The sequence below is a fragment of the Marinoscillum furvescens DSM 4134 genome (assembly GCF_003386095.1).
In the GTDB taxonomy this organism is placed as follows: Bacteria; Bacteroidota; Bacteroidia; order Cytophagales; family Cyclobacteriaceae; genus Marinoscillum; species Marinoscillum furvescens.
In genome coordinates this window covers 159,692-173,777 of record NZ_QREG01000008.1, presented here as the reverse complement: position 1 = coordinate 173,777, position 14,086 = coordinate 159,692, and the positions used below count along the sequence as shown (strand labels likewise).

13 protein-coding genes are annotated in these 14,086 nt (G+C 37.6%); all 13 read left to right on the top strand.

What is annotated here, in order from left to right; all coding sequences use genetic code 11:
• The first annotated feature begins 4 nt into the window (after positions 1-4).
• Positions 5-1,090: a glycosyltransferase gene (locus C7460_RS10645; RefSeq protein ID WP_115868084.1), complete on the top strand. Its 1,086-nt coding sequence runs from the start codon at positions 5-7 to the stop codon at positions 1,088-1,090.
• Entirely contained in the window at positions 1,087-1,908 is an 822-nt protein-coding gene (locus tag C7460_RS10640; RefSeq protein ID WP_170147966.1) for a glycosyltransferase family 2 protein, read from the top strand. The genes C7460_RS10645 and C7460_RS10640 overlap by 4 nt, the downstream gene beginning before the upstream one ends.
• The gene (locus C7460_RS10635; protein WP_115868082.1) at positions 1,908-3,131 is read left to right on the top strand and encodes a glycosyltransferase; all 1,224 of its coding nucleotides are present in this window, start codon (positions 1,908-1,910) and stop codon (positions 3,129-3,131) included. The genes C7460_RS10640 and C7460_RS10635 overlap by 1 nt, the downstream gene beginning before the upstream one ends.
• A 45-nt stretch (positions 3,132-3,176) precedes the next feature.
• Entirely contained in the window at positions 3,177-4,382 is a 1,206-nt protein-coding gene (locus C7460_RS10630) for a hypothetical protein (protein ID WP_115868081.1), read from the top strand.
• 41 nt (positions 4,383-4,423) lie between these two features.
• Positions 4,424-5,719 (top strand): glycosyltransferase family protein, encoded by a 1,296-nt coding sequence (locus tag C7460_RS10625; RefSeq protein ID WP_147302911.1) that lies wholly within the window; start codon positions 4,424-4,426, stop codon positions 5,717-5,719.
• A 262-nt stretch (positions 5,720-5,981) separates the two neighbouring features.
• Complete coding sequence (locus C7460_RS10620; protein ID WP_115868079.1) at positions 5,982-7,046, top strand: glycosyltransferase family 4 protein; 1,065 nt, start codon at positions 5,982-5,984, stop codon at positions 7,044-7,046.
• On the top strand, positions 7,043-7,864 hold the full coding sequence (locus C7460_RS10615) for an ABC transporter permease (RefSeq protein WP_115868078.1): 822 nt from the start codon (positions 7,043-7,045) through the stop codon (positions 7,862-7,864). Before C7460_RS10620 ends, C7460_RS10615 begins: the two co-directional genes overlap by 4 nt.
• A gap of 3 nt (positions 7,865-7,867) precedes the next feature.
• Positions 7,868-9,127 (top strand): ABC transporter ATP-binding protein, encoded by a 1,260-nt coding sequence (locus tag C7460_RS10610; protein ID WP_115868077.1) that lies wholly within the window; start codon positions 7,868-7,870, stop codon positions 9,125-9,127.
• Between the two features lie 15 nt (positions 9,128-9,142).
• On the top strand, positions 9,143-10,918 hold the full coding sequence (gene asnB / locus C7460_RS10605) for an asparagine synthase (glutamine-hydrolyzing) (protein WP_115868076.1): 1,776 nt from the start codon (positions 9,143-9,145) through the stop codon (positions 10,916-10,918).
• Between the two features lie 3 nt (positions 10,919-10,921).
• A complete protein-coding gene (locus C7460_RS10600) occupies positions 10,922-11,542 on the top strand; it encodes a class I SAM-dependent methyltransferase (RefSeq protein ID WP_115868075.1) in 621 nt (206 codons plus the stop codon).
• Positions 11,532-12,242 (top strand): hypothetical protein, encoded by a 711-nt coding sequence (locus C7460_RS10595; RefSeq protein WP_115868074.1) that lies wholly within the window; start codon positions 11,532-11,534, stop codon positions 12,240-12,242. Before C7460_RS10600 ends, C7460_RS10595 begins: the two co-directional genes overlap by 11 nt.
• Positions 12,181-13,203, top strand: a complete 1,023-nt coding sequence (locus tag C7460_RS10590; protein ID WP_170147965.1) for a hypothetical protein — start codon at positions 12,181-12,183, stop codon at positions 13,201-13,203. The genes C7460_RS10595 and C7460_RS10590 overlap by 62 nt, the downstream gene beginning before the upstream one ends.
• 82 nt (positions 13,204-13,285) lie before the next feature.
• Positions 13,286-14,086: hypothetical protein (locus C7460_RS23740; protein WP_170147964.1), on the top strand; the 801-nt coding region annotated here is incomplete at its 3' end.

Below are 14,086 nucleotides of genomic sequence, written 5' to 3'. Positions count from 1 at the left end.
TAGCATGCAGGGATCTGCAAGAACATTTCTTATTATTTCGCCTGAGCCCTGGAGTCATTTGTTTGTATCCAAGCATCACTATGCTATTAATCTGGCCAAAAAGGGATACAAGGTGCTATTTTTAAATCCCCCATCTTCAAGTGGATACGCAATAAGCAAAACGGATTATGAAAACTTGGATGTATTGGATTATCCCGGTTTTATCAAAGGGCTTCACTTATTTCCATCTTTGATCAGAAAGCATCAACAATTACGGGTCTTCAATAAATTGAGAAAACTTGCGGGTGTGCCGATCGATGTAGTATGGTCTTTTGATAATTCGGTTTTCTTTGATTTTGATGCGTTACCGGTTTCAGTTCGTATTTCACATATTGTCGATTTAAATCAAAACTTTCAGACCTCACGAGCTGCTAAATCTGCTGATTTCTGCTTTGGCGTAACGAATGAAATTGTCAATGTCCTATCAGAATTCAATCCAAATACCTACAAGGTAACCCATGGGCTAAATGTGGCTCATGTTGAAGTGGAAGTATCCTTGCCTGGTAATGGTGAGATTAAGGCAATGTATACAGGCAACTTAGCCATGAAACATTTAGACTGGGAAATACTCCATCATGCGGCAGAGGAGCACCCATCTATCGACTTTATTTTTGTTGGTTCGGGGAAAGAAATTTTTGATGGTTATAACGCTACTCATACTTGGAAAAAGAAGATTTTAGATAAAGAAAATGTCTATTTTTTGCCACCGGTAAAAAGCGAAGAAATTCACAGTTATCTAAAAAAAGCAGATCTTTTATTGGTTGCCTACCAGCAAAAGCATCATATCGATCAAACAAATTCACATAAAATCCTGGAGTACCTATATTCGGGTAATCCTGTAGTAGCCACATTTACGGCAGAGTATGCAGGAAAAGGCGTGTTGAATATGGTCAAAATGAATGCTGAATGGGTTAATCTTCTTTCCAGTGTCTCTGAAAATTTGAAAATACATCAGCAGGTTGAAAGACGTCAAGAAAGAAAGGCTTTTGCGCTGAAGCATACTTATGAAGAAAAGCTTAACCAGATTGAACAAATCATATTTCAGCATTGAAACCACTAGTGACCATCATCACGCCAATCTACAATGGCGAAAAGTATTTAGCTGAAACCATTAGTTCGGTGATAAATCAAACCTATGAGCATTGGGAACTATTACTAATTGATGATGGAAGTACTGATTTATCCTTAGATATTGCTCAATCGTTCACGGATCAACGAATACGTGTTTTTAATCAAAAAAACAATGGTGTTGGATCAGCAAGAAATGTGGGGTTGAATCAAATGAATGGGGATTATTTCTGTTTTTTAGATGCAGATGATATTTTGCCTCCTACAGCTATTAGCCGTCGGCTAGAAAAATTTCAGAAAGATGAATCGCTAAGTTTTGTTGATGGAGTTGTTTCTTATGTTGATGATCAACTTATAGCTACAGGAAAGAAATATGTGCCCTCCTTTAGTGGGCAACCACTGGATAGATTACTAGCGCTTGATCGTCAATGTCTCTTTGGTAATACATGGATGATAAAAAAGAGGAGTGGTATTCAATATCAGTTTGATGAAGAAATGACCCATGCAGAAGACCTTTATTTTTATATAACCATTTGCAATCAGCACAATGGGAAATATGGTTTCGTCACAGATGAGGTATTGTGGTATAGGCAGACAGGTTCAAATTCCATGAAGAATTTGAAAGGCCTGGAGGATGGGTATAATAAGTTGCTCAAGAGAATTAGAAAATTTCGCATTGGCTCTAAGTTCCAACGCATTTATTTAGCCTATCGGATAACACGGATTATGACCCTATCTCATTTATTTGATGGTCGAGATGCCAAAAGTGCAGTTAGGTGTTTATTTAAATACTGGATGTAATGGCAAAAAACACCCTGGTATTTATTTACAATAGCTTTAACGACCCTCTATTTCAAAATTTGATGCTGAGCTATCTTAAAACCTTGACAGCAAGGCACAATGTTGGGCGGTTCTATTTGATCACATTTGAACAAAAAAAATATCAGCTTTCCCCAAAAGAAAGAGCACGTATAAAGTCAGAGCTTGAATCTCATCACATCTATTGGAGGCCGTTAACTTTTCACTCTGGAAAGCTATTACTGCTAAAAAAAGCCTGGGATTTTTCCATTAGCTTCTTGAAAGTACTTTGGATTCGAGTCCGTCATCAGACTCAGATTATTTTTTGCTTTGCAAATGTCTCAGCAAGCTTTGGTTATGTTTTTAGCAAACTGATGCGTATGAAGCTCATGATTTATTCCTATGAACCTCATAGTGAATTTATGGTGGATTTGGGATATTGGTCAACTTCTGATTTGAAGTATAGGTTGCTGAATAGTTTAGAGTGGAAAGCCGGCATGCATGCAGATGTTGTAATGACCGGAACACAATGGATGGTAGATGAGCTAAAGCGAAGAGGATCGAAAGCAGAACTTTACAGGGCACCTACAGCAGTAGATCCTGAAATTTTTAAGCCAGATCTGTTAAGTAGAACAGATGCAAGGAAGGCATTAGGATATAGCGACGATGATCACGTCTTTATCTACGTGGGCAAGTTTGGAGGACTCTATTACGTGGAGGGTATTCCAAGGTTGTGCCAAAATATGCATGCTCATGTGAAGAATGCCAGGTTTTTGATTGTGACCTCCAACGATCATTTAGAGATGAACGAGCTATTTTCTAAGTACCTGCCAGAAGTCGTATTTAAAATTACCGGAAATTTGAGCCAAAAGGATCTAATTGCATGTATGAATGCTTCAGATTTTGGAATCAGTGGAGTGCCTCCAAGTCCAAATCAGAAATATCGATCACCTACCAAAGTTGCAGAATACCTGATGGTGGGGCTTCCATATATCACCACGGAAGGTGTAGCAGAAGATGATGTGTATGCGATGGAAAAAAATATTGGCGTTGTGACGTCTGATTTCAACGTTGACCTTAATTCGAATTTCTATGAGAAAATTAATTCATTACTGGAAGAGGATAAGGAAAAGCAAGTAAGTAGAATTCGGTCGATAGGACTTGAATACCGGTCGAAAGAAAAAATTGATAAGTTGTTAGTTGAGTTATACTCCGTTTCTAATTAGGTGTCGGGCGAATCTTCCCGTGTAGTGCAGATGGTATAAGCCGTTATGAAGAAAATAAATAAAAAATCAGCAGCCTTGCTTGTGCATAGGCAAGGTTATTGGGCCTACGATACAGCGCTTGTTTGCGAACAGCTGTCCTTTAAATATTTAAAGTTTTTTGACACGCTAAAAGCACCAGGCCAGGATTTAAACCCCTATCATCTAGAGCCTGCGGACCAGGTAGATATCGTTTACATCGCGTCTCACTCATTTAGATATATATTAAAAACCTCAACTAAAAATGAGCAGGCCGTGGTTGATATGATTAGAAAATATTGTAATCAGGTTATATTGATTGATGGATGGGATTCATTTGATTTAAGTGTAGAGCCACAAACGGTTGAGTTGGTTGATAAAGTACTTAAGACAAATGGTGTTTATCGTGACATGGATTTATACAATTGGAAGGTTGGATGCGACTACCCAGGAGTTAATTGGACACAGAAAATCACACCTAAGTCGTATACTTATTCACCAACGCAATTAAATAAAGTCCATCTCGCATACCCTTGTTTCTTGGGAATCTTACCTGGTGTGAGGAATAAATTGCGATGGATAAAAACCAATAATGCCATCCTGAAGAATTCCTTTCGTTTTACAGTGGAGTCCTTATTCGATCTGTTGAGAAAAAAAATGCTTGTCAATCTTAAACCTAATGAGTTACTTCACTTTTTGGGAGATTTAGGGCATTATCAGCGATATGAGTTATTGAGGCTTCTTACAGAGAATAATATCGCGGGTAAGTATGGCGTATTCCGGGTCCTGCGAAGGATTGCAGGAACCCCTAATTGGAGGGACATGGAACTGGATGAATCTAAATACAATGAGATTGTCACATTCCTGCAATCGAACGACTTGATCATGGAAAAGAAAAATCGAATTTTGTATTTATTGGAGCAATTGAACTATTGGGTTTCCCTGTCTCCTACCGGTTTTGGCGAACTTTGTTTCAGGCATGGTGAAGCTCTTAGTTTAAAACGGTTGCTGATTTGTCAGGATTTGTCACACGTAAAAATCAGATTTCCATTTGAAAATGGCAAGAATGTGATTTACACAGATCCTGGGTTTGAAAACCTTCTCGAAATAGTAAGTGCGATTCAAAAAGACCCTGAAAAATACGACCCCATCAGACAATCTGGATTTGATGCATGGAATGACTGGGTTAAAGATTATCAGAATGTTTTAACCAAAAGCTTGGTAAAGTTTGATTAAGATTAAAAATAACCAAGGAAGTTAAACGTTTACTGAAATAAATGAAAAAAATACTCATAATATCATGCTTTACATTACCTGCAGATGTGATTGCCTCCTATCGCACAATGGCATATTTAAAGCATTTTAAAACTTTTGGATACGAACCTACTGTACTTACCCACTATGGAGGAATGAAAGCCCAAAAGGAAGTGACTTTTGAAGATTATGAGTATGGACGCATCATTAGAATACCAAATGAACCCTCATTATTTGGGAATATAGTCCGATTATTTGAGCGAATCCCAATAATTAATAAAATCTCTATTTTGGCCCGTTGGGCCATGGGTTATTTAGACGCAAGTTCTGACTCAATTGATAGTTATTATAACATGAAAGCGTATTGTGTCAATCTATTGGATATTCGGCAATATGATCTAATGATAGGAATTTTTTCGCCACATCACCATTTAAAGCTTTGTTATCAGCTTCATATGCGTTTTCAAATACCTTATGTATTGGATTTTAGAGACCTATGGAGTAATAGAATAATGGCTCGTAACTACCATCCTAATATTACAGAAAGGTTTCAAGACCTGCTCGATGGATATTATTGGAAGAAATGGCTGTCGAAGGCTTTGTTTTTCACCATTACCAGTGAGCCATGGAAAGCACGCTTGGAACGATTGACGCCCGTGAAGGGGTATCTAATTACCAATGGTTTTGAAGAAGAGTCATTCACGCTGCAGCCTTCGGAACTACATGATGAATTTGTTGTTTTACATGCCGGCTCTTTATACGAACATCAAAAGATAAACATCTTTCTAGCAGGCGTGAAACAATTTATCGAGACATGCAAGCCGATAAACTTCAAAGTTAAGTTCATCGGCGGGGATCGTTCCAGTGGTATTGAAGGAGATCGTTTTGGATTTATGCATGCACCTGTAAAGCGGATAAGGCGCTATCTTAATGCGGATTATTGTGACGTTACTCACCGAGTAGATAAGAAGATTATTTTGCGTATGATGTCATCCTCTCAATTGTTGTTGTTTTTAGGACATTCAGAAATAGAGGGATGGTATTCGGGTAAAATATTTGATTATTTAGCTTCACGGCGGCCAATATTACTGGTGCCGGATGATTCAAGTGTTGTTTCTAAATTGATAAAAGAGACAAAAAGTGGTTTCATAGCGAACACACCGGAACGAGTATACATGTGCCTGCAATTGGCATATTCACAATGGAAAGCAAACGGCAACTTTCGTTATTCAGGTGATGAAGAAGAAATCCTTAAGTATTCGAGAAAGAGCCAAGTGAAGAATATGAGCGCACTTTTGGATAAACATTTAATTTCATAGTTCTTGGTATTGTAATCTATGATGAAAAGGAAAAAATTAAGACTGGCAATAGTAGCTCCCGCTAAACCAGCCATATCCGAAACATTTATTAACGCTCACTTGAGGTTACTTCAACCGCAATGCTTTTTCTATGGAGGTAAAATCCCATTAGTTTGTAACGGAAAGAGTATCCAGCCCTTCTGGTTACGTGGGTTTCGGAGAATGATTAGAGATAGGTGATGAGTTAGCCTTAAATTATATGTCAGATTGATGGAATAATTTGATGAAGAGAAATTATAGAATAGCACTTGTGTTGCCTAATAACATAGCGTATTCAGGGACATTTTTAGAAAGCCATATTAATCACCTAGCAACGATCTCAACTTTCTCATCTGAATACCCTCTGTACGGAGTAAGTAATCCACTCAAAAAGGGTTATAGGTATTTTAAGGAGAAGTTAATGCTCTACAAATTGAGGAGAAATAGAATTGATATTTTATTGGCCGAATTTGGAACAATTGGAGCAGAAATCTTGCCTTTTGCCAAAAAATATGGAATACCATTAGCAGTCGAGTTTAGAGGGTTTGACTTATCGATTGATCGGTATGTCAGCTTGTATTTGAAGAGGTACATTGAATTGAGTAAGTATGCTAAATTAATTGTTGTTAAGTCAAATTCTATGTTAGCTAAACTTGAGAAAATTGGTTGCCATTTAGATAATGTAGTTATTATTCCAAGCGGATATGATGTCAATATTTTCAATGATAATGTCTTTAGTGTCAAATCGAATGCAGTCTTGTTTGTCGGGAGGTTTGTTGAAAAAAAAGGACCAACCTTAGTAATTAGAGCATTTAATGAATCCTTAAAGAACAGCAGTAACATAAAACTTTTGATGGTGGGTGATGGGGTAATGCTTCAAGAATGTAAAGAGTTGGTTTTCAATCTTGGAATCGAGAGCTGTGTAAATTTTTATGGGGTCGCTACCCCGACCGAAGTAAGGGCTTTAATGCAAGAAAGCTTTTGCCTGATAAATCATTCGGTCACAGCTAGCAATGGTGATCAAGAAGGTTTGCCGAATGTTATTTTGGAGGCAATGGGGTCTGGTCTCCCTGTCATTGCAACAAGGCATGGTGGCAATTCAGATATTATCGTACATGGAGAAAATGGATTTTTGGTAGACGAGCATGATACTCAGAAGGCTGGGCGGTATTTGAATAACCTATTTGAGAATAAAACAAAAGCCCGGTTAATGGGCAAGAATGGCTATAAATTGGTGAAAGATAAATATACCAAGTATTCTTGTATAGATTCATTGAAACGGGAGCTTGATAAACGAATGAAATCATGAGTGATGTAATTGTTATAGAGCCTGATAAAGGTTGGAAACTAATTAGTATACGTGAAAGCGTTCGGTATCGGGATTTGCTTTACTTTCTAACCATTCGTAGCATAAAAGCAAAATATGCACAGTCAGTTCTAGGAGTGGGGTGGGCTATTTTGCAACCCCTTACTCAAACGCTGATTTTCACAGTTGTTTTTGGGAATTTAGCTGCATTATCAAGTGATGGGGTTCCTTACATCCTATTTAGTTTTGTGGCAATGGTTCCCTGGAATTATTTTTCGAATATTTTAACGGAAAGCTCGACCAGCCTAATTCAAAATAAAAATCTTATTAGCAAGGTTTATTTCCCACGCTTAATACTTCCGTTATCATCAGTCTTTTCTAAACTGCTGGATTTTGCAATTGGGTTTGTTGTAATGTTGGGTTTTTTTATCTACTATCAATTTGCACCGGGAATTGAAGTCTTAGTTTTTCCATTGCTCTTAATAATTCTGGTTATGACATCTCTAGGGACTGGGATGATTCTGTCCTCACTTGCTGTGCAGTATAGAGATGTACAATATGCAATGTCCTTTTTAGTCAGGGTTCTTATGTATGGGGCTCCAGTGGTTTATTCTATAGAAATTATACCGAAAGAGTATTTGTATGTTTATGCACTTAATCCCATGGTTGGAGTTATTGAAGGTATGCGATCAGCATTCCTAGGCACTAAGGAGATGCCATGGCCACTAATAAGTATATCCGCTATTGTAGCTTTAATTTTATTTTTATTTGGTGCTTTCTACTTTCAAAAAATGGAAAGAAAGTTTGCAGACCTTACATAACTTATGAGCGATCCAATTATAAGAGTTGAGGGGATTTCAAAGAAATACCGATTAGGTGAGGGAAAGAAAAAGGTTGATACTTTTTCTGAAAGGATTAAGGATGCACTTATGTACCCTATCAATAATTTCAAGAAAATTAAAAGCCTAACAAAATTTAGTAAGGAAGATGATGCTTCGGTATTTTGGGCACTTAAAGACATAAATTTTGAAGTAAATCAAGGTGAAGTTTTAGGTATCATAGGTCATAATGGTGCAGGAAAGAGTACACTTCTTAAAATATTAAGTCGCATAACCGAGCCAACCGAAGGAAGAATCACTATCCGGGGGAAGGTGTCATCACTATTAGAAGTAGGCACTGGCTTTCATCCTGAGCTAACGGGTAGAGATAATATCTACATGAATGGTACTATTCTGGGAATGAGAAAGTGGGAGATTGATAAAAAATTTGATGAGATCGTTGCATTTTCAGGGGTAGAAAAACATATAGATACACCGGTTAAATTTTACTCTTCGGGTATGCAGGTAAGATTAGCTTTTAGCGTTGCAGCTCATCTGGAACCGGAAATTCTTGTGATAGATGAAGTTTTGGCTGTGGGGGATGCTGAGTTCCAACGAAAATGCCTAGGTAAGATGGAAGATGTTGCTGGTGCTGGAAGAACCGTGCTCTTTGTCAGCCATAATATGGGGGCGGTCGAGGGATTGTGTAAGAATGGGCTGCTGCTCAGTGGTGGGCAAGTTAAATTTCAATCCAATGTCAAGGATACCATCGCTTATTATCGAAACCTTGCAACTATTGATAATATTGATTTAGTTAATAGAAGTGATAGAAAAGGAGGAGTTGATTTCAAATTTGAGAAAGTTGAATTTAACGAAGGAAACCCAGTCCTTACTGGCAAACCTCTAACAGTCACTATTTTTTTTAATGCAAGATTGGACATAAGAAACTTACATGTGGCGATGACAATTTGTGCCTCCTTTGAAGATCGCTTGATGGTAGTCGATAATTCTAGTCAAGGAGCGCCATTAAGTGTAACTGCTGGAAAAGGAAAGATTACAATAGAATTGGAAGATTTAAGACTTTTACCACATAAGTATGAGATTAACCTGTGGGCGGCTCAATCAAAACAGGTGCTCGATTATGTATTGGGGGCGGCCAGCTTAAATGTTCAAGAAACGGATATATATGGCACAGGTATTACTTTAAACACAAAACAGCATGGTTACTTTGCAAGTAACCGGTGTAAATGGGAAATAGTTGGTTAATGAATTTTCAATCAAATGTGCGGGATTTTAGGTGAGCTTAATCTTGGTGAGCAAATTGATGTGACCGCTTTTGATGAATGCAGAGATGCCATGACACATCGCGGGCCAGATGGATTTGGTACAGAAGTGTTAAATGACGGAAGAGTTGCTTTGGGGCATAGGAGGCTTGCAATTATAGATCTTACGGATGATGGTAAGCAGCCAATGTGCAATGAAGATTCAACTGTGTGGATTACATTTAACGGTGAAATATATAATTTTCGGAAACTGCGTGAGGAGTTAATTAATTGTGGCCACACTTTTCGCTCTCATTCAGATACGGAAGTACTAGTACATGGTTATGAGCAGTGGGGCATAAAAGAACTTTTAAATCGGATTAATGGAATGTTTGCGTTCGCAATCTGGGATGATCAAAGTAAAACACTCTATTGCGCTAGAGATCGATTTGGAATAAAGCCACTCTATTACACACATCAAGCAAGCCATTTTGGCTTTTCATCAGAAATAAAAGGACTCGAAAATCAGGGATTTACACTAAATAAAGGTGTCATAAGCGATTACTTCACATATGGTTATATTCCTGGTCCTGCTACAATTTGGAATGAAGTTCACAAGCTTGATCCGGGTTATTATATAGAAGTCGACTCAAATCTTAAACTTTCGAAAAAGCGTTATTATCGGCTTAGAACTGGAAATGCCATAATTGATGAAAGGGAGGCAGTATCACTTTTTGAGACACAGTTCAATAAATCCGTTTTAAGTCACTTGGAAAGCGATGTACCGGTCGGCATTTTCTTGAGCGGTGGCTATGATTCGACAGCTATTTCAACAGCTGTACTTGAATCAAACCGACCTTTAGCTTCTTACAGCATTGGCTTTGAGGGTTGGAATAGGTCTGAGCATATGGATGCACGTGCTATCAGTAAAGAACTTGGCACTACTCATTATGAAAGAGTGTTGACCGATGCTAATTTAGGGCACATATCTCAGCTAGCGTACTATTACGATGAACCTTACTGTACCACAGGAGAACTTCCCTATTATCAAGTTTCTAATCTTGCTTCAAAGCATTGTAAGGTTGTTTTGGCAGGAGACGGTGGGGATGAGGTTCTGGGTGGATATAAATGGCATGCAAAGCTGTTATCAGAACATCAAAACTCTTCTCCCATTAAAAGAATCATTCATAGCCTCTTTTCCAAATTGTATTTCAGTTATCTGGTAAAGAGTTATGATCAAAAGGTGAGTTACATGCCTCCTAGCTCAAATTTCACTTTAAATCAATTCCTTTCAAAGGAATACCAAGATGCTAATTACAGAACTACCTGGGTTTACGAAAAAGCAAATCTTAATAAAGATAGTCTTGTTAAAAATTTCCAGCTAATTGATTTTGATACATTCCTTCTAGAAGCTTGCCTCACAAGGGCTGACCGCTCCAGTATGGCAAATTCATTGGAAGTAAGGGTGCCTTTTTTAGATCACAATTTGGTTGAATTGGTTTTGTCATTTAATGAAAAAGTTTACTTTAAACCGGAGGTAAAAAAGTTTTTACTAAATGAATATTTAAAATCTAGAATAAACAATCAATTTCTTGAATTGCCAAAACGCGGATTTAGTAATCCATTATTGAGGATCTTTGAAAACAAAAGATTTAAAAATGACGTGCTTAGTGGGGTAGTTCGAGGCTTAGGTATTTTGAATCCGAATTATTTTAGTAATATGGAGAAGTTTGGAGCTAAGGCTTATTGGTCGGTGGTTGTATTAGAATATTGGCTTAGAAGATGGTATAATTAACATATGTTTAAGATTTTTAGAAACTCTTCCAGAATACGTGTTTCAGGTGATTTTGCTGTAAGTGTATTTAGGAAATATCAGAACAAGTACCTCAAGGAAATTACGAATGATTTTAATGGGAAATGTCTGAATGTAGGATCACATCCTCTTGAGAAAGATAAGGAAGGAAAAAGATATGAAGACTATTTTTCTGATGGGCAATATCACACATTAGACATTAACTATTCCTCAGACGAGCCATATCATTTTCAATTGGATTTAAGTGATGTGAAGTTGCAATTCAAATTTGATTTGGTGCTTTGTATGAGCGTGCTTGAGCACGTTAAAAACCCGTTTTTGGTCGCCGATAATTTGAGCGCCATGTTAAAGACTGGTGGTAGACTTTATCTAACACTGCCTTTTTTTTATCCGATACATAAAGATCCTGAAGGAAGATATAGTGATTATTGGCGCTTTACAGATGATTCAATTGCCGTACTATTTCCAGACCTGGAAATAGAATGGATTCACCATATTCCGTCTGTTATCCGAAGTGTAAGAGATAGGAATAAGTACTGGTCTGAAGATAGGACTATAAGTGGTTATTGTATTCTTCTAAGTAAGCCTGAGAGAAATGGAATATAAAAAGGGGATTGATCGTAAGTTCCGACTTCCTAGGGTTTGGTCAAATCAAGAACTCAAGAAGTTTGCGCATCTTTTCAGAGGAAATGTCATCAATGTGAGTGGGTGGAAAGATGAAGATAAGGAGGGGGAACATTACAAGAATTATTTCAAAAATGCTTCATCATATGCTATTTCCAACTATAAATCTGAGGCTAGAGGATTTCAGGGTGAAAAAGGAGAGATATTCTTAGATCTCACAAAAAAATTGGATCAGGGTCTGATTGAAAAATATGATGTCGTGTTTAATCATACAGTTTTAGAACACATTTATGAAGTTCATATAGCGTTTGCTAACTTATGCAAGTTGAGTAACGACATAGTAATTATAGTAGTTCCATTTCTACAGCAAATGCATGCGGATTATGGTGATTACTGGCGATTCACGCCTTTAACAATCAAGAAAATGTTTGAAGAACAAGGCATGAATTTGCTCTATCTGAGTTTTAATTCAGAACCTAATGCTTCAGTTTATTTATTCGCAATAGGAACGAAAAATATAAAAGAGTGGAGTAAAAAAATACCGCCTCATTTTTCATATGAAGACCCGACCAGTACGGGGGATGGATTTGAAAATTTCGTAGGTTGCCATGCAATTAAGAATGAAAGAACTAACCCAAGTGTTAAAGATCGTTTTAAACAAATCATGGATGCTTTCAGATGAATCCGTAGAGAAAACGCTTAGAGAAGATGTTTTGGTCGTTCACAGAGCATTAAATGAACGAACCAAGAAAGCTTCAAGGATACTTTTAGAGGATATCTTTTCCTCAAGTAATATTATTGAAATAGGGTTAGTGCCATTTGCTGAGACAGTTAAAGAGGGTTTAAAGAAAGGAATAGAAAGTAAGAAAAAATGGCTTTTATGTATTGATGCTGATGTGTTAGTTAGCAAGGAGGGCATTAAAAAGTTATTTGAAAATGCTTGCTTAATGCATGAAAATGTGTTCGAAATCCAAGGATTAATTCTGGACAAATTTTTCGGGATATTAAGACCAGCTGGAAATCATTTGTATCGGGTTGAATTGTGTCATCTAGCGTTGAATAAGATTCCGGATAGCTTGCGTCCTGAAACAGATATGATGAATCAAATGGCGCTTGATGGATATCCTCGCATGCAGTGTGATGCGCTGGTTGGTATTCATGATTTCGAGCAGCATTATCTAGATATTTACAAAAAATGTTTTCTTCAGGCTAAGAAGCACAGAACTCATCGCAAGGAACTAAGAAGGTTTTGGGCTGATAATACAGCTAAAGATTTCGACTTTGTGGTTGCCCTTTTAGGCGAAATGGCTGGCTCAATTTATGAAAATGAAATAACAGTTGACGCAGGTGAAATCTATCGAATTTCAAAATCAGTAATAAACATTGATTGGCTCCCTGAAAAATCTAAAAATTATTCAAATTCAGATTTAGTTAAGTACGTCAAGGAAAAAATAGACTCCCATGATTACAAATCTGTCAAAAATTTTCAGGAGAAAATGTTTCCTCAGAGTAGATGGAATAGAATAGTAGATTTCAAGATTCTTAGGAGTCAAAATCGCCCTTCGTTTCTAAAGAAGGTTGTTTACAAAATTGGACTTTTACTCGAAAAGGTAGGAGCTCAACTTAAGTTAGCCGATCTTTAATTAGATAAATGTATGGTTTGTCTAAATAAGCAATAATGGAAAGTGAATTTTTGTTTATTCATGTATGTTTTACCATGAGGGGATGAATTATGTAGCAAGTTTTTTGGTGGTAACAGGGCTGATTTACCCTGCTATAGGTCAGCCTCAGGCTGATTTTTCTGTCCAGCCTTCATTGTGCTTAGAAGAAAGTCTTTCACTATCGAATGAGTCGGTAAATGCGGTTAGTTATGAATGGGATTTTTGTTTCGGGGACTTAGCCTCTACTCCAACAGTATCAACATTAATGAGTCTCAATGGTGTTAACAATCCTCAGCGAATAAAGATAGTTGAAGATGCGGGGGAGTGGTACGGATTTGTTACCTCCAGGAATCAAAACTCATTAGTACGTATTTCATTCGGCGTATCACTTGATAATCCATCACCGACTGTTTCCAGTATCCCTATCAGTGGCCTCAATAAAGCTGACGGTTTTGTCTTGCTGCGGGAGTCGGATGAATGGGTAGGCTTTTTATTGAGCTCGGGTAACAATAAATTATTCCGGTTAACCTTCGGTTTGGACCTTTCCAGTGCGCCGGCTATTGAAGATTTAGGAGGGATAGGCTCAATTAGTGCACCACGTGGCTTGGGTTATGTAGAAGCAGAGGGAGTACATTATCTGATTGCCTCCAACATTGCCACGGACACTTACACTGTTTTAAACCTGGGTACAAGTGTGAAGACAGATCGCGCAAGTATATCGGCTTTTACCTCGGATGCAATAGCGGGAGCAGATTTATTAGCAGATTTAGAAGTGGTATATGAGGGGGGATCGTTTTATGGTTATGGCATATCATTTGGCAACAACACCGTTCATCGATTAAGCTTTGGATCATCGCTAATGCAG